Origin of the sequence: Micromonospora sp. NPDC047187 (assembly GCF_040643355.1) — a bacterium.
Classification (GTDB): Bacteria; Actinomycetota; Actinomycetes; order Mycobacteriales; family Micromonosporaceae; genus Micromonospora; species Micromonospora salmantinae.
Genome location: NZ_JBEYUF010000002.1, coordinates 269,538 through 285,707, shown reverse-complemented (window position 1 = coordinate 285,707; position 16,170 = coordinate 269,538). Strand labels below are relative to the sequence as shown.

General features: G+C 70.8%; 16 protein-coding genes and 1 pseudogene. 8 read left to right on the top strand and 9 right to left on the bottom strand.

Going from position 1 to position 16,170, the window contains the following annotated elements; genetic code table 11:
- Positions 1-28 precede the first annotated feature (28 nt).
- Positions 29-1,663, bottom strand: coding sequence for a fatty acid--CoA ligase (locus tag ABZ794_RS05810; RefSeq protein WP_210786939.1), 1,635 nt, complete (start codon positions 1,661-1,663; stop codon positions 29-31).
- A gap of 71 nt (positions 1,664-1,734) precedes the next feature.
- Between ABZ794_RS05810 and ABZ794_RS05805 the strand changes: the two genes are divergently transcribed.
- Positions 1,735-2,226 carry an NUDIX domain-containing protein gene (locus ABZ794_RS05805; RefSeq protein ID WP_210786914.1) on the top strand — a complete coding sequence of 164 codons (492 nt, stop codon included), beginning with the start codon at positions 1,735-1,737 and terminating at the stop codon, positions 2,224-2,226.
- Between the two features lie 35 nt (positions 2,227-2,261).
- On the opposite strand, the gene ABZ794_RS05800 is transcribed toward ABZ794_RS05805, so the two are convergent.
- The gene (locus ABZ794_RS05800; RefSeq protein WP_210786912.1) at positions 2,262-3,296 is read right to left on the bottom strand and encodes an aldo/keto reductase; all 1,035 of its coding nucleotides are present in this window, start codon (positions 3,294-3,296) and stop codon (positions 2,262-2,264) included.
- Between the two features lie 125 nt (positions 3,297-3,421).
- On the opposite strand from ABZ794_RS05800, the gene ABZ794_RS05795 reads away from it, so the two are divergent.
- On the top strand, positions 3,422-4,054 hold the full coding sequence (locus ABZ794_RS05795) for a TetR/AcrR family transcriptional regulator (protein ID WP_210786908.1): 633 nt from the start codon (positions 3,422-3,424) through the stop codon (positions 4,052-4,054).
- 63 nt (positions 4,055-4,117) lie between these two features.
- Here the strand turns inward: ABZ794_RS05795 and ABZ794_RS05790 are convergent, their stop codons facing one another.
- Together ABZ794_RS05790 and ABZ794_RS05785 are read right to left on the bottom strand one after the other, a co-directional pair.
- Positions 4,118-5,794, bottom strand: coding sequence for an MDR family MFS transporter (locus ABZ794_RS05790; RefSeq protein WP_210786906.1), 1,677 nt, complete (start codon positions 5,792-5,794; stop codon positions 4,118-4,120).
- A 178-nt stretch (positions 5,795-5,972) separates the two neighbouring features.
- Positions 5,973-6,515 carry a type 1 glutamine amidotransferase domain-containing protein gene (locus tag ABZ794_RS05785; protein ID WP_151497169.1) on the bottom strand — a complete coding sequence of 181 codons (543 nt, stop codon included), beginning with the start codon at positions 6,513-6,515 and terminating at the stop codon, positions 5,973-5,975.
- 169 nt (positions 6,516-6,684) lie between these two features.
- Between ABZ794_RS05785 and rfaE2 the strand changes: the two genes are divergently transcribed.
- Positions 6,685-8,520 carry a D-glycero-beta-D-manno-heptose 1-phosphate adenylyltransferase gene (rfaE2, locus tag ABZ794_RS05780; RefSeq protein WP_210783959.1) on the top strand — a complete coding sequence of 612 codons (1,836 nt, stop codon included), beginning with the start codon at positions 6,685-6,687 and terminating at the stop codon, positions 8,518-8,520.
- The gene (locus tag ABZ794_RS05775; protein WP_238689514.1) at positions 8,517-9,395 is read left to right on the top strand and encodes a glycosyltransferase; all 879 of its coding nucleotides are present in this window, start codon (positions 8,517-8,519) and stop codon (positions 9,393-9,395) included. Before rfaE2 ends, ABZ794_RS05775 begins: the two co-directional genes overlap by 4 nt.
- A gap of 1 nt (position 9,396) precedes the next feature.
- Here ABZ794_RS05775 and ABZ794_RS05770 read toward each other — a convergent pair whose 3' ends face one another.
- The 3 genes from ABZ794_RS05770 to ABZ794_RS05760 are packed head-to-tail and all read right to left on the bottom strand — an operon-like array spanning position 9,397 to position 11,566.
- Positions 9,397-10,503, bottom strand: a complete 1,107-nt coding sequence (locus ABZ794_RS05770; protein WP_357514434.1) for a glycosyltransferase family 9 protein — start codon at positions 10,501-10,503, stop codon at positions 9,397-9,399.
- Positions 10,504-10,511: 8 nt separating this feature from the next.
- Positions 10,512-11,063 (bottom strand): Hsp20/alpha crystallin family protein, encoded by a 552-nt coding sequence (locus tag ABZ794_RS05765; protein ID WP_112677659.1) that lies wholly within the window; start codon positions 11,061-11,063, stop codon positions 10,512-10,514.
- Positions 11,063-11,566 (bottom strand): DUF2231 domain-containing protein, encoded by a 504-nt coding sequence (locus ABZ794_RS05760; RefSeq protein WP_210783963.1) that lies wholly within the window; start codon positions 11,564-11,566, stop codon positions 11,063-11,065. Before ABZ794_RS05760 ends, ABZ794_RS05765 begins: the two co-directional genes overlap by 1 nt.
- Before the next feature lie 166 nt (positions 11,567-11,732).
- On the opposite strand from ABZ794_RS05760, the gene ABZ794_RS05755 reads away from it, so the two are divergent.
- Positions 11,733-12,350 (top strand): pyridoxamine 5'-phosphate oxidase family protein, encoded by a 618-nt coding sequence (locus ABZ794_RS05755; protein ID WP_238689512.1) that lies wholly within the window; start codon positions 11,733-11,735, stop codon positions 12,348-12,350.
- Between the two features lie 31 nt (positions 12,351-12,381).
- On the opposite strand, the gene ABZ794_RS05750 is transcribed toward ABZ794_RS05755, so the two are convergent.
- Positions 12,382-12,936: a DUF4240 domain-containing protein gene (locus ABZ794_RS05750; protein WP_238689511.1), complete on the bottom strand. Its 555-nt coding sequence runs from the start codon at positions 12,934-12,936 to the stop codon at positions 12,382-12,384.
- Between the two features lie 31 nt (positions 12,937-12,967).
- The gene (locus ABZ794_RS05745) at positions 12,968-13,375 is read right to left on the bottom strand and encodes a VOC family protein (RefSeq protein WP_210783966.1); all 408 of its coding nucleotides are present in this window, start codon (positions 13,373-13,375) and stop codon (positions 12,968-12,970) included.
- Positions 13,376-13,446: 71 nt separating this feature from the next.
- Here ABZ794_RS05745 and ABZ794_RS05740 point away from each other — a divergent pair, with 71 nt between their 5' ends.
- The 3 genes and pseudogenes from ABZ794_RS05740 to ABZ794_RS05730 all read left to right on the top strand — a co-directional run.
- The gene (locus tag ABZ794_RS05740; RefSeq protein ID WP_210783967.1) at positions 13,447-14,091 is read left to right on the top strand and encodes a class I SAM-dependent methyltransferase; all 645 of its coding nucleotides are present in this window, start codon (positions 13,447-13,449) and stop codon (positions 14,089-14,091) included.
- A 66-nt stretch (positions 14,092-14,157) separates the two neighbouring features.
- Complete coding sequence (locus ABZ794_RS05735) at positions 14,158-14,505, top strand: patatin-like phospholipase family protein (RefSeq protein WP_357514431.1); 348 nt, start codon at positions 14,158-14,160, stop codon at positions 14,503-14,505.
- 746 nt (positions 14,506-15,251) lie between these two features.
- Positions 15,252-16,170, top strand: a pseudogene (locus tag ABZ794_RS05730) (hypothetical protein); the annotation flags it as partial.

Sequence of the window (16,170 nt, the reverse complement as noted above, 5' to 3'; positions counted from 1 at the left end):
CCAACAGGCGACAGTGCCGGGGAAAACGTTACGGGGCTGTCAGCTCCCGGACTGTCAGCTCGCCCCCGGCGTACCGCGAACGGACGACCTTCTTGTCGAACTTGCCGACGCTGGTCTTCGGCACCGTGTCGATGAACGCCCAGCGCTCGGGCAACTGCCAACGCGCCACCGACCCGGCCAGGAAGTCCCGCAACTCCTCGGCGGTCACCGAAGCGCCCTCCCGGACCACCACCGTGGCCAGCGGACGTTCGTCCCATCGCTCGTCCGGGACCCCCACCACGCACGCCTCCAGCACCGCCGGGTGGGCCATCAGCGCGTTCTCCAACTCCACCGAGGAGATCCACTCACCACCGGACTTGATCACGTCCTTGGCGCGGTCGGTCAGGCTGATGTACCCGTCCGGCGAGAGGGTGCCCACGTCGCCGGTACGCAGCCAGCCGTCGCGGAACTTCTCCTCGTTCGGGGCGTCGTCACCGACGTACCGGGCGGTCACCCACGGCCCACGGACCTCCAACTCCCCCACGGCCGTGCCGTCGGCGGGCATCGGGTCGCCCGACGGGCCGACGATCCGCGCCTGCACGCCCGCCGGCACCCGCCCCTGGGTGTAGCGGTAGCGCCACGCCTGTTCACCGGTCGCACCGGCGGGCGGACGCGAGACCGACCCCAGCGGGGACATCTCGGTCATCCCCCAGGCGTGGATGACGTCGATCCCGTGCCGCTCGTCGAACGCGTGCATCAACGCCGGCGGGCACGCCGAGCCGCCGACGATCACCTCACCGAGCGACGAGGTGTCCACGTCGTGGGTGTCCAGGTAGGCCAGCAGGTCGGTCCAGATGGTCGGCACCGCACCGGCCAGGGTCGGCCGCTCGGCAGCGATCATCTCGGCGATCGGCGCGGCCTGGAGGAACCGGTCCGGCATGATCAGCGACGCGCCGGAGAGGAAGGCCGCGTAGGGCAGGCCCCACGACATGGCGTGGAACATCGGCACGATGGCCAACTCGCGGTCGGTCGGCCCGAGGCCGAAACCCTCCGGCATGCAGACCTGCAACGAATGCAGATAGATCGACCGGTGCGAGTAGGCCACGCCCTTCGGATTGCCGGTGGTGCCCGAGGTGTAGCAGAGCGCTGCGGCGTCGCGCTCGTCCACCTCGGGCCAGTCGTACGTGTCGGGCCGGTCGGCGAGCAACGCGTCCCAGTGGTGCACTGTGATCCGGTCGCCGGCCGCCGCCACCAGCGGCGCCGGGTCACCACCGCCGACCACCACGACGTGCCGCACAGTGGTCAGCTCACCGATCACCCGGGCCAGCAGTGGGAGCAGCGTGCTGTCGACGAGGACCACCCGGTCCTCGGCGTGGTTGGCGATGTAGACGACCTGGTCGGGGAAGAGCCGGATGTTGAGCGTGTGCAGCACCGCACCCATGCTCGGCACCGCGAAGTAGGCGACCAGGTGCTCGTTGTTGTTCCACATGAAGGTGGCGACCCGCTCGTCGCCGGTCACCCCGCACTCGTCGCGCAGCCCGTGTGCCAGCCGGGCGGCGGCCCGGCCCACCTCGGCGTACGTCATCCGGCGGGGTTCGGCGCCCGTCCAGGTGACCACCTCGGCTGTGCCGTGCACCCCTGCGCCGTGGTCGAGGATCCGGGAGATCTGCAGAGGGGCGTCCATCATCGTGCTACGCATGGGTAACAAGCTAGTGTCGGCGGTCACACGTTGGGAACCCCCGTAAGTTGTCGCAGGTGAGCATCTCCTGGGCCGACTCGTACGTGGGGCAGTTGCGCGCGCTCGCCGGGGACCGGACGCTGATGTTCGTCGGCGCCCGTGCCGTGGTCAACGACGACGCCGGCCGCGTCCTGCTGATCAAACGCTCGGACAACGGCCAGTGGGCAATGCCGGCCGGCGCGATGGAGTTGGGCGAGTCGATCGCCGACTGCGCGGTACGCGAGGTCCGTGAGGAGACCGGGCTGCGCGCGCTGCGGGTCTGCGCGTTCGCCCTCTACACCGGCCCGGACCGGACGAGCACCAACATGTACGGCCACACGTACCAGGTGTTCACGACGGCGTTCAAGGTGGAGGAGTGGGACGGGCAGTTGGCCCGGGTCACCGACGAGACCACCGACGCCGGCTTCTTCGCGCGCGACCGGTTTCCCGCCCCACTCTCCACCTCGGTCGTCGAGACCCTTGCCGACCTGGACGTCTTCGAGCAGACGAACCGGCTCATCCTCAAGTAGGGCGGCCCCGGGGCCACCGACCCCGGGGCCGTGCCTCACTGCGGCAGGCGGAGCCCGGCGAAGAACCCTTCCTGGATCCAGTTCGGGTACGCGACAGGCAGCTTGGTGGCCTCGTCCAGCTCGGTGAGGTCCTGCTCGGTCAGCGTGAGATCCGAGGCGGCGATGTTGTCGACCAACTGCTCGTGCTTGCGGGCACCGACGATCACGCTGGTCACTGCCGGTCGGGACAGCAGCCAGGCGACCGCCACCCGGGCCGGGCTCACCTCGTGCCGCTCGGCGACGCCCTTGAGCACGTCGACAACTCCGAAGGCGTGCTCGGGGTCGAACGGGGTGAAGCTGGCGTAACCGGGCTGGGCGCTACGCGCGCCACTGTCGGCGACGGCACCGTCCCGGCCGACCTTGCCGGAGAGGAAACCACCGGCGAGCGGGCTCCAGACGGTCAGCCCGACACCCTCGTTGAGCGCCATCGGCACCACGTCGCGCTCCACGTCCCGGCCCAGCAGCGAGTAGTACTCCTGCACCGAGACGAACCCGGCCAGCTTCTCCCGGGCGGAGATACCCAGCGCCTTGGAGATCTGCCAGGCGGCGAAGTTGGCGGCGCCGATGTAGCGGACCTTGCCCTGCCGAACCGCGTCGTCGAGCGCGCGCAGCATCTCCTCCATGGGAGTGATCTGGTCGAAGTTGTGGATCTGGTACAGGTCGATGTGATCGGTGCCCAGTCGGCGCAGGCTGTCCTCCAGGTTCTGCATGATGTGCAGCCGGGAGGTGCCGACGTCGTTCGGGCCGGGGCCCGTCCGGGAGTGCACCTTCGTCGCCAGTACGACGTCGCGACGCCGCTTGCCGAGCGCCTTGCCGAGCAGTTCCTCGCTCTCACCGTCGCTGTAGCCGTCGGCGGTGTCGACGAAGTTGACGCCCGCGTCCAGCGCGGTGTCCACCAGCCGCTGCACCTCGGGCAGCGCCAGCCCACCCAGGGTGCCCCAGAGCGGGTGCCCACTGCCGCCGAAGGTCATCGCGCCGAGCGAGATCTCCGAGACGTACACCCCGGTGCTGCCCAGCAGTCGGTACTTCACGTGTGTTGCTCCTCATGGTGGATCGGAGGCCGAGCTCAGGCACTCCTTGGGCACTATGTCGGACACTGTGTCCGGCAACGAGCGTACGTCGCCCACCCGACCCCCGGCCACCTAGGATTCCGGCTATGCCGTCGATCACCCGCCGCCGCCCGCGCAACCCTGACGGACGCGCGGCCGTCGAAGCGCGGGTGCTGGCGGCCACCGAACGGCTCCTGAGGGAGGGGATCCGCTTCACCGACCTCGGCGTGCAGCGGATCGCCGCCGAGGCCGGCGTCGCACGGTCGACCTTCTACACCCACTTCCGGGACAAGACCGAACTGCTCATGCGCCTCGCCGGCACCATGCGGGAGAGTTCGTTCGACCGCACCGGCAGCTGGGACCCGGGCGGTCCCGGCGACCCGCTCGCGCGGCTCACCGAGGTCTTCGCCGACGTGATTCGGATATACCGGACGTACGCCCCGGTGCTGGCCGCGGTCAGCGAGGTCGCCGCGTACGACGAGGCGGTCCGGGAGTACTGGGCGGCCGGGCTGGAGCGGTTCGTGGCCCGCACCGTCGATGCGCTCCGGATCGAGCAGCAGGCCGGGCGTACCCCCGCCGACCTGGACGTGACGACGGCCAGCCGGCTGATCGTGGTCGGCGGCGACCGCTTCCTCGCCGACCACGTCAGCACGACCTCGGCCGACCCCGAGACCGACGCGGCAGCCGCCCGGGAGTTGGCCGCGACCTGGTGGTACGGCGCCTACCGCCGCCCCGCCTGACCACCTGGGCCCGACTGACGCCGACCGCCCCGGAGCGGTCCGGGGCGGTCGGTGTCGAGGCACTCAGATCATCGTCTGGGACTTGGCCTCCATGTCGGCGGCGGCCTCCTCCTTCGACTCGCGGGTCAACGGCTTGCCGCCCGGAGCCGGGGCCTCCCCGCCGAGCGGGTCCGCGCCACCGGTGGCACCCTTCGGGCCGGCACCCCGCAGCTGCGTGTTGGGCAGCGTCAGGGTGACCACCACCGCCACTATCGCGATCAGGCCGGCAGTCAGAAAGACCATGTCCAGTGCGTCGACGAAGGCGCCCTGGATGGCCGCACGCACCGGCCCCGGCAGGGCCAGGATGGTGGCCGGATCGTTGATCGAGATGTTCGCGCCGCCACTCGCCGCCACCGCGGCCTGCTCCGGCGGCGGGAGCTGCGCGATCGCGCCGGGCAACCGGTCGGCGAGCCCGCCGGTCAGCCGGGACGAGAGCACCGTGCCGAGGATCGCCACACCGAACGAACCGCCCAGCGACCGGAAGAAGGTCGCCGAGGAGGTGCCGGCCCCCAGGTCGCGTACCGAAACCGCGTTCTGCACCGCCAGGATCAGCGACTGCATGCACAGGCCCAGCCCGACGCCGATCACCACCATGTACCCGAACGCCACCCAGAGCGAGGTGGCCACCTCCAACTGGGTGAAGAGGAACATGCCGACCAGGAGGGTCACCGAACCGGCCACCGGGAACCACTTGTAGCGACCGATCCGGGTCATCGCACGGCCGGTGAGGATCGAGGTGATGATGATGCCGGCCATCATCGGCAGCATCAGCAGACCGCTGCGGGTCGGCGAGGCGCCCTTCACGATCTGCAGGTACAGCGGGATGAAGATGATCGAGCCGAACATCACCAGACCGATGATGAGCAGGGCCGAGTTGGCCAACGCGAAGGTGGCGTTCCGGAACAGCCGCAGCGGCAGGATCGGCTCGGCCACCCGGGCCTCCTGGAGGACGAAGAGCACCCCCAGCACCACACCGGCCACGAAGAGCCCGATGATCACGCCGGAGCCCCAGGCGTACTCGTTGCCACCCCAGCTCAGCGCGAGCAGCAGCGAACTCACCCCGGCCACCAGCAGGCCGGCACCGAGCCAGTCGATCGAATGGTCCCGACGTTCGAACGGGATCAACCGCATCACGTGGTAGCAGACGACGATGGCCAGGATCGCCAGCGGCACGTTGATGTAGAAGATCCACCGCCAGTCGGTCTCCGCGAAGTAACCGCCCACCAGCGGCCCGGCGACCGACGAGATCCCGAAGACCGCGCCGAACAGGCCCTGGTACCGACCACGTTCCCGGGGTGACACCACGTCCGAGATGATGGTGAACGCGAGCGTCAGCAGACCACCGGCGCCGAGACCCTGGATACCCCGGGTGACGATCAGCTGGGTCATGTTCTGCGACAGCCCGGCCAGCAACGACCCGAGCAGGAACGTGCCGATCGAGAAGAGGAAGACCGGCCGACGCCCGTACAGGTCGGCCATCTTGCCGTACAGCGGCGTCGACGCGGTCGAGGCGAGCAGGTACGCGGTGACCACCCAGGAGTAGTGGTTGATCCCGCCCAGCTCGCCCACGATGGTCGGCAGCGCCGTACCAACGATGGTCTGGTCGAGTGCGGCCAGCAGCATGCCGGTCATCAGGCCCAACATGAGCAGCCGGATCTGCTGACGGTTCAGCACCGGCGCATCCGAGGCTTCGGTGGTCATGTCGCCTTCTATCCCGCCACCCGCAGAACATGCCCCCAACCACCAAAAAACCCACCCCGCGCCCCCGCACCCCCACTTTCTGGCGTTGATCAAGAGGTTTGCGTCATGGTGCACGGCGTTCCTGACGCAAACCTCTTGATCACCGGGGGCCTGGGGAAGGGGCGGGGGGTTCAGGGGGTTAGGGGGTGGTGAAGGTTTTGGTGATTGTTGCGCAGAAGGCGGGGAGGTCGTCGGGTTTGCGGCTGCTGGTCAGGTTGCCGTCGGTGACGCACTCCTCGTCCACCCAGGTGGCTCCGGCGTTTGTCAGATCGGTACGCAGGGTCGGCCAGGAGGTGATCCGCCGGCCCCGCACCACGTCCGCCTCGATCAGCGTCCACGGGCCGTGACAGATCACCCCGACCGGCTTGCCCGCGTCGAAGAACGCCTTCACGAACCGCACCGCGTCGGGGTCGCCCCGCAGGAAGTCCGGGTTCGCCACCCCTCCGGGCAGCACCAGCGCGTCGTAGCCGGCGGCGTCGGCCTTGTCGACTGTCACGTCCACGTCGTACGTCTTCGAGTGGTCCAGGTGGTTGAAGGACTGGATGGAACCGGGCTTCAGCGAAACCAGCTCGGCCGTCGCGCCGGCGTTCTCGACCGCCTCGCGTGGCTGGACGTACTCGACCTCCTCGACGCCGTCGGCGGCCAGGAAGGCGATCCGCTTGCCCTGCAATGTCGCTGCCATCTCGGTACATCTCCTTTCCGGGGTACCTCAATCCCCTTCCCGCCCTCGAACGCCCGAAACAGGTCGGACAGGGCTCGGACCGGTCAGGGCCCATCGAAGGCGACCTGACCAGCGGCGGGACGGTTGGCGCGCAGGTTTGTCCGGCAGGCCGCTGGGGACCCGGGGAGGCATGGCAGGAGCAGCAGCGGAGCAGCGCCGGTTCGCCACCGTCGTGGAGAGCTGGCTCGGACGCCCAGTCCTGATCGTCGGTGACGCCATGTTGGACGAATGGCGGTTCGCCGACTCCGACCGGCTCTGCCGGGAGGCGCCCGCCCCGGTCCTCACCCTGCGTCGGCGGATCTCCGCCGCGGGTGGGGCCGCGAACACCGCCGTCAACGTCGCCGCCCTCGGCGGCCGGGCGGTGCTGGTGGCACCGGTCGGCGCCGACGTCGCCGGGGACGAGCTGCACGACTGCCTGGACCGCGCGAGCGTCTGGGACCGCACTGTCAACCAACCCGGGCGACCCACCCCGGTCAAGCGGCGGATGTTGGCCGGCAACCAGATCCTGCTGCGTGAGGACTCCGGCGACCCGGAGGACGTCCTGGACCACGACGGGGTGAGCCGGCTGCTCACCGCCCTGAGCTGCGCCACCGAGGAGTTGCGCGCCGCCGCCGGTGGGGAGGCGCCGACCCTGGTGGTCTGCGACTACGGCCTGGGCGCGCTGCCCGCGCCGGTCCGCGCGTGGCTGGTCGAGAACCGCCAGCGGTACGCCACTGTCGCGCTGGACGCCCACGACCTGGCCGACTGGCGGGGCCTCGCGCCGACAGTGGTCACCCCCAGCTTCGCCGAGGCGACCCGGCTGTTGGCCCGGGCGGGCGGTACGACTCGACTGACCGGCGGGACCGAACTGCACCTGGAACACCCGGACGGCGATCCGGTCGACGGGCCGTCCGAGATGACTGTCGGCGCGGCCCCGGGGGCGGTACGCGCCGACGACACCGCCGCCGAGTTGATCCGGGCCGACCGCCCGGGGCCGGTCGGCGAGCCCACCCCCGGCGAGGGACGGGTGGCCCTCACCGGTGACGGGCTCAGCGTCACCGGCACCGGCGTCACAGTGAACACCCGGGCCGGAGAGGGCGTCGACCGGGCCGTCCTGGCCAAGTCGCGGCTGGCCGAACTGCGTGCGCACACCGGTGCCGACGTGGTCGCGGTGACCCTGGACACCGAGGGCGCTGTGGTCGGCGGCGCCGACGGGGAGCCACGACGCAGCCACAGCACTCCGGTGCCGGCAAGCCACGCCGTGGGCGCCGGCGACGCGTACCTCGCGGCGATGACGTTGGCCCTGGCCGCCGACGCGCCCCTGCCCACCGCCGCCCAACTCGCCCAACTCGCGGCCACCATCACCGTCTCGGACACCGGCACCTGCGTGTGCCGACGGGACGACCTGCTCGCCGCGCTGGACCAGCCGACCGACATCACGAGCCACCCGGCGCTGGTCAGCGGCGACGAGTTGGACGCGATCGTCGCCGAGTACCGCGAGGCGGGACGATCGGTGGTCTTCACCAACGGCTGCTTCGACGTGCTGCATCGGGGGCATGTGCGCTACCTGGAGCAGGCCCGCGCGTTGGGCGACCTGCTCATCGTGGCGGTCAACTCGGACGGCAGCGTACGACGGCTGAAGGGCCCGGACCGGCCGGTCAACCCGGTCGAGGACCGGGCTGCCCTGCTCGCCGCGCTCGCCTGCGTGGACCACGTGGTGGTCTTCGAGGAGGACTCACCCGCCGCGCTGATCGAGGCGGTCCGACCCGACGTGTACGTCAAGGGCGGCGACTATCCGCCGGAGCTGGTGCCGGAGGCGCCGCTGGTGCGCCGGCTGGGCGGCCAGGTGCGCACCCTGGGGTACGTGCCGGACCGGTCCACCTCCGCGATCATCGAGCGGATCCGGTCGCACAGCCAGGACCCGTCGCCACACCTCGACGACCGGGAGCCCGACCCGTCGCTGCGCACCCGCACCCAGGCGTCGTGAACCGCCCCCTCGACCTCGGCACCCCGGAGGAGTTCCGCGCCGACCGGCTGGTGGACGTGCTGATTCCGACCCGGAACCGGCCCGCCGAACTGGCCGTCACCCTGGGCGGGCTCGCCGCCCAGGACGAGGTACCCGGCTTCGGCGTGGTCGTCAGCGACCAGTCCGACGGGGATCCGGCGTACACGCACCCCGCCGCGGCCACAATGGTCCGGGCGCTACGCCACCGGGGCCACCCGGTGCTGCTGACCCGCCGGCTGCCCCGACGGGGGTTGGCCGAACACCGGGCGTACCTGCTCGCCGCCTCGGCCGCCCGGTACGTCCTCAGCCTCGACGACGACATCTGGCTGGAACCCGGTGCGCTGCACCGACTGGTCACCGCGATCGGGGAGCTGGGCTGCGGGTTCGTCGGCAACGGCGTGCACGGGCTCTCGTACACCGATGACGTGCGACCGGAATCGCACGGCCACTACGAGGAGTGGGCCGGCCCGCCCACACCGGAGCGGATCCGACCCGACACCCCGGAGTGGAACCGGGCCCGGATCCACTCGGCCGCGAACCTGCTGCACATCACCGAGCAGTTGGCGCTGCCGCCGGGCGCGTGGCGGGCGTACAAGGTCTCCTGGATCGGCGGGTGCGTGCTCTACGACCGGGCCAAGCTCGTCGACGCCGGTGGCTTCGACTTCTGGCGGCGGGTGCAGGAGAAACACCAGGGCGAGGACGTGGCCGCGCAGCTCGCCGTGTTGTCCCGTTACGGCGGTGCGGGCATCCTGCCCAGCGGCGCGTACCACCTGGAGTCCCCCACCACTGTCACCGACCGGGACGTGGAGGCGTGGGAGGTCGTCCTCGCCGACGAGGACACCCCGCAGCCGGCCTGACCTACGGGGTGAGCAACTCCCGGGCGGCTTCCAGCACCTCGATCACCGGTACGTCGGTGACGAAGGAATCCCGGTGCGGGCAGTCACCGTCGCCGGGCCGGTGCGGATAGATGCCGGGTGTGCAGTCGACACCGCAGACCGGGCAGTGCACCGTCCACGAGCTGATCGGCCGGTGCCGGCTCCTCAGCGGGCTGGCCCCGTTGATCAGGTTGCCGACCCAGAAGATGCCCACAGTGGGCGCGCCCACCGCGGCGGCCAGGTGCAGCGGGCCGGTGTCGTTCGAGACGACCAACGCGCAGTCGGCGTAGCAGCCGACCAGCCCGCCCAGGCTGAGCGTGCCCACCTGTGGGCGCACCGGCACCTGCGCCGCAGCGACCACCCGGTCCACCACCTCCTGCTCGGAGGGCGTGCCGGTGACCAGCACCTCGTAGCCGTCCTCGTGCAGCGCCCGGGCCACCTCGGCGAATCGCTCGGCGGGCCAGCGGCGACGGGTGTCGGTGGCGCCCGGATGCAACGCCACCCGGGGACGGCTGGCCGGGCCGAGCACCTCGGCGGCCTCGGCCCGGTCGGCGTCGGTCACCGCCAGAGTCGGCGTGATGGTGGTGGCCGGCGCTCCCGCCAGCGCCACCACCTCCAGGTAGCGGATCACCTCATGCTGGTAGTAGACGTAGCGCAGCCACCGGTCCAGCGGCGGCGCGTCGTCGGCGCGCAGGCCCACCGTCAACCGGGCACCGAGCCGACTGATCAGCGGGTTGGAGTTGGCACCCCCGCCGTGGATCTGCACCGCCAGGTCGAATTCCGCACCGGCGGCAGCGGCCACGAAGTCGTCCATCGACGACTCCGGCTCGCCCGGCTCCGGCGTACGGATGCCGGCTGCCGGCGGCACCACCAGCACCCGGTCGACCGGGCCGGGCCGGTCGCGCCAGAGCTTCGCGTGCCACGGCGCACCGAGCAGCACGATCTCCGCCGAGGGGTACGCGCTGCGCAACGCGTCCAGCGCCGGCACGGCGAAGATGAAGTCGCCGAGCGCGTTGGCGCGCAGCACGGCGATCCGCCGCACGTCGGGAAGGCGCTCGGCGGTCGGGCCGAGCACGGACGGGGTGACCACCCGGCCCGCTACGGCCGGTCGATCTCGCCGGCGGTGTCCGGGCGGTGCAGCTCCCGGTCCGCTGCGGGATCGGCTGGCATCGGCGTACCCGTGGAAAGGTCGCCGGAGCGCGGCCCGGTGCGACCGACGGTGATGGTGCGCGGCGCGGGCCGGGTCGCCCGCGGCAGCCGGACCCGGAGCAGGCCGTGGTCCATCACCGCGTCGATGGTGTCCGGGTCGACCCGCGCCGGCAGGTTGACCCGGTATTCGAAGCCGCGCGTCTCGAAGCCGCCGGGGATGCCCTGGTCGGCGTTGACCTCCGCCTCCGAGCGGGCCCGCACGCACAACTCGCGGTCGTCCAACTCGACGGCCACCTCCTCCGGCGCCACTCCGGGCAGCCGGACGACGACCTCCCAGCCGTCCGAGGTCTCGGTCAACTCGACGTCGGACGCGCCGCCGCGACCACCGACCAGGCGACTCAACTCGGAGCGCAGCGACTGCAACTCCCCCATCGGGTCCCAGCCCTGCTGCCGGCTACCGCGCCACCCCCGGCCGAAGCCGCCGAACTGCTGCTCGCTCATCACACCTCTCCGATCCGCTGGGTGGCCGTCGGCGGCCGTAGTGAGCTGGGCGCGTCCAGGCCGGCATCGCTGTCGACGCCCACACCGAGTCGGTCGACCAGCTCGCCACCGAGCCAGGCGCTGATGCCGAGAATCGCCAGCGCGACCACCTCGATGGCGACCAGTGCCCCGCCGGCGGCCCGGGAATCCGCGTTGAGCCGCACCGCCCACACGGCGGCGAAGAGCAGAATCACCGCGACGTTGGCGCCCGCGTGCAGCAGACCCACCCGCTTGGCGCGGGTGCCGGTCGGGATCGCCAGCAGGTCGAACGTGCCGGCCGCCGCGGCGAGCAGGCCGCCGATCAGCCCGACGGTGATGTTCCAGTACGCGACCTCGCCGAGGAAGTCGGGACCACCGACGGTGTCCACCACGTCGAACAGCACCGCCGTGGCCAGCAGCGCGACCGGGAACATCACCAGCATCGGATGGACTGGGTGACCCAGCACCTTGAGTCGGCTCTCCATCTCCCGGCCTCCACTGGTCGGCGTCCTGCGGAACGGTCTCGTGCGGCGAGCGCGTCGGGTGAGGCCGTACCCCCGGCAACCAGGCACAAACCTCGCGCTGGTCACGGCGGCCTAGGCTGACGACGGTGGTGCCCGCCACCGGGTCAACGGCTGAGGGAGGATCAACGTGACGGTGGAGATCACCTCACACGAGGAGTTGCGCGAGCTGCTCGGCGTGCCCAACGCGCGGGCCGCCGACAAGGAACGCACCCGGCTGCACGAACGGGACCGCGAGTGGCTCGGCGCCTCACCGTTCTGTCTGATGGCCACCGCCGGCGCGGACGGCAGCTGCGACGTCTCGCCCAAGGGCGACCCGGCCGGGTTCGCCCTGGTGCTGGACGACACGACCATCGCGCTGCCCGAGCGGCCCGGCAACAAGCGGGCCGACGGCTACCGCAACATCCTCGACAACCCGCACATCGGGTTGCTCTTCCTGATCCCCGGGCGGACCGACACGCTGCGGATCAACGGGCGGGCCCGCCTGGTCAGTGACGCGCCCTGGTTCGACGACATGGTGGTCAAGGGGCACCGGCCGGTGCTCGCCGTGGTGGTGGAGATCGAGCAGATCTTCTACCACTGCGCGAAGGCGTTCCTGCGGTCCGCGCTGTGGCGGCCGGAGACCTGGCAGCCGGAGGCACTGCCGTCCCGGGCACGCCTGATCAAGGAGGTCGAGGCCCCGAGGGAGAGCCTCGAAGACCTGGAACGGCACTACGGCCCGGAGTACGCCACGAAGATCTACGTCTGAATCCGCACCGAGTGACCCGGGCTGGTGCCGGTCAGGCCGACCAGCCGGCCGGGTTGCCGAACGATTCCCGGGAGATCCCGGAGCCGGTCTCCGGCCACGCACCGAACCGGTCGTTGTGCAGGTGCGCGAAGAGATAACACATGCCTTCGCAGTCGGCGTCCAGCAGCGCCATCGCGGGGTTGGCGCGGACCGCTTCGTAGTACGCCCGCCCCAGGGCGACGATGAAACCTCGGGCATAGAGGAAGCCGTCGTCCGACCCGTCGGTCACCTCGTGGATGTCCTCCCGATCGATGTCGTGCAGCTTGCGCTCCACCACCCGGTCGAGGTCGGTCAGCTCCCGCCCGGTCAGCTCGGCGGTCAGGTGCCCGAGGCGATCCAGAAAGGCATCAAGCCAGGCGTCGATCGCGTAGGACGGGCCGCCATCGTCATGGCCGCCGTCGTCGGCGGGGTCGCGCTCGATGAGGGCCTGCCGCAGCGCCAGGGGCTCGGCACCCAACTCGGCCCAGGCAGCTTCGATGAGTGCCCACAGCCGGGCCTCGTCGGCGGGGGTGGGCAGCGCCCCAGGGGCATCGGTGGTCACGGTCACTGCCGGACCCTAACCACCACCACCGACGGTTTCAGGACTCCGAATCGGCGGACACCATCCACAAGTGACCGTCCGGGTCCGCGAAGACGCCCGCGTACGCCCAGGGTTGGTCTGCCGCCTCGGTGATGATCTCGGCGCCGGCAGCGCGCGCCCGCTCGACGAGCGCGTCCGCTTCGGTCGGCGAAGCGACGCCAAGGTTGAGCAGACATTCGCTCTGGCCCCTCGGGGCGACCTCGTGCCGGCCGATCACCCAACCGAAGCCGCCGGTCGGGATGAGCATCAGCCGCAGCCCGTCGTTGACCACGAACTGCAACGGCTCCGGGATGCCGTCGTCGGCCAACTCGCCCACGGCGTCGAGGCCGAGCCCGTCGCGATAGAAGCGGTAGGAGGTGGCCCGGTCAGCGATGGGCAAACTCACGATCACCGGCGCGGAAGTCATGGGTGGACGCCTCCAAACTGTCGGTCCGGGTAGGTGAGGCATCAGTGTGTCGCTGAATTAACGTTGGACTCGTGACCGTAGACGAGTGGTTGACTGCGACCCGCACCTCCTACGACACGGTCGCGGTCAGCTACGCGCACCTGGTACGTGACCTCCTGGCGGAGGCACCGTACGAACAAGCCGCGCTGGCATCGTTCGCCGAGTTCGTACGGGGTGCCGGCGGCGGGCCGGTCGCGGATGTGGGCTGCGGGACGGGGCGAATCACCGCCCACCTGCACACGCTCGGCGTCGACGCCTTCGGGATCGATCTCTCGCCCGGAATGATCGACGTGGCCCGCCGTGACCATCCTGAGCTGAGGTTCGAGGTCGGCTCGATGACCGACCTCGATCTGGCCGACGGCTCGGTCGCCGGCCTGGTCGCCTGGTACTCCCTCATCCACATCCCGGACGACCAGATCGGCGTCGTGTTAGCGCACTTCCGGCGGGTGGTGCGCCCCGGTGGCCCGCTGCTGCTCGGCTTCCACGTGGGCGACGAGACCACCCTCAAGACCGACGGCTACGGCGGCCACCCGATGAACGTGCGCGTCCATCGTCGGCAGCCTGCCCAGGTGGCGGCCTGGCTACGCCAGAGCGGGTTCACTGTCGACTCGCAGACCACCGTCACCTCGGCGGAGAGCCGGCTCGGCGGCATCATCGTCGGACGACGGGAGCCCTGATCGCCCGTTGTCAATCCTTCCTCGTCACTGTTAGCCCGCCTGCCCAACCATGCCTGGCCGTACGACGTGGACCTTCGCATCGTGGTCGTCGACACCGAAACCGGCGCCAGCCGCACCATCACCCGGCACGACGGCGTCCCCCTGGTGAACGCCGTCGCCGCAAGCTGCGCCATGCCGACCTCCGCGGCCCCGGTCAGCATCGGCGACTTCCGCTACGTGGACGGCGGCATGCGATCGACCCTCAACCTCGACCTCGCCCCGGAAACGGCCCGGCCATCGCCCTCGCACCGAGCACCGCCGCGATCGGCCCGTGGGCGCGTATCGACAAACAGCGAGCGGCGCTCGGAACGGGCCGCCGGGTGGAGTTACTGCTCCGGGATACGGCCTCCAAACGAGCGCAGGGGACCAGTGTGATGGACCGATCCGTCGTGCCCGCGCTCGTGGCCGCAGCCCGCGATCAGGGCCGACGCGAGGCGCCCCGAGTGGCCGTCACCTTGCGAAGACAACGCCGGGGCGGGAAGCGCGAGGCTGATGCCTCAGCCTTCGGGTCGTGGCGGTCATCCACCGTCGAACGTGACGAGTCCTTGGAATCGAGGACCCGCAACGCGATGGCCAGGACTTATGCCGCTATCGCAAGTAAGTTCCACCTTCTCCTAAATGTACCCAAGTACGGCTAAAACCCCTCTCGACCGACCAATCAGTCGAATACGCTACGACTCGCCCAAGAAGTAGCGTCAGGTGACTAATAGGTAGCTCTGGGTGCATCCGGGGTGGCTCTGGAGGGGTCATGAGTAACAATCGACGGCTGCGGCGCAGCCGGAACCATGGCCGGGCCGCTTCAGGGCTGAGCTCCGCCCTACTGGTAGTCGGAATGACGGGTGGACCCGCAGCCGCAGCTCCGCCGGTGGAGACGAAGGCGTCCGCACAGGACGTACACATCGGTACGCCTGGTCCGCTCGGCCAACACGGCGCGTGGCCGTCATCCTGGTCAACTGTTCGCCAAGACGACGACGGACCCGGCGATTCGTGGGACCAGTATCCCGACGGGCAAACGGACTACGGCCCACAGGGCTGGCAGAGCCCATGGGGTGGTCACGACAAGGACAAGGGCGACTACCCGCACGACAAGCATGGCACTCAAGGCCCCCAGGGTGCCCAAGGTGCCCAGGGCGACGCGGGCGCGCAGGGCTTCCAAGGCACCACCGGCGCTCAAGGTGCCACCGGCGCCCAAGGTGCCCAGGGCGACGCAGGCGCACAAGGTGCCACCGGCGCCCAAGGCGCGCAGGGCGACGCAGGCGCACAAGGTGCCACCGGAGCCCAAGGCGCGCAGGGCGACGCAGGCGCTCAAGGCGCGACCGGCGCTCAAGGCCCGCAGGGCGACGCAGGCGCACAAGGCTTCCAAGGTGCCACCGGTGCTCAGGGCGACGCAGGCGCTCAAGGCGCCACCGGCGCTCAAGGCGCCACCGGCGCTCAAGGCCCGCAGGGCGACACGGGCGCTCCAGGCGTCCAAGGTGCCACCGGTGCTCAGGGCAACGCAGGCGCACAAGGCGCGACCGGCGCTCAAGGCCCGCAGGGCGACGCAGGCGCACAAGGTGCCACCGGAGCCCAAGGTGCCCAGGGCGACGCAGGCGCACAAGGCGCGACCGGCGCTCAAGGCCCGCAGGGCGACGCAGGCGCACAAGGCGCCACCGGCGCTCAAGGCCCGCAGGGCGACGCGGGTGCTCAAGGCTTCCAAGGTGCCACCGGTGCTCAAGGCCCGCAGGGCGACACGGGCGCTCCAGGCGTCCAAGGCGCCACCGGTGCTCAGGGCACGCAAGGCGACACCGGTGCTCAAGGTGCTCAAGGCTTCCAAGGCGCGACCGGCGCGCAGGGCACGCAGGGCGACGCAGGCGCTCAAGGCGCGACCGGCGCCCAAGGCCCACAAGGCGACGCAGGCGCACAAGGCGCCACCGGAGCCCAAGGCCCGCAGGGCGACACGGGCACTCCAGGCGTCCAAGGCGCCACCGGTGCTCAGGGCACGCAAGGCGACACCGGTGCTCAAGGTGCTCAAGGCTTCCAAGGCGCGACCGGCGCGCAGGG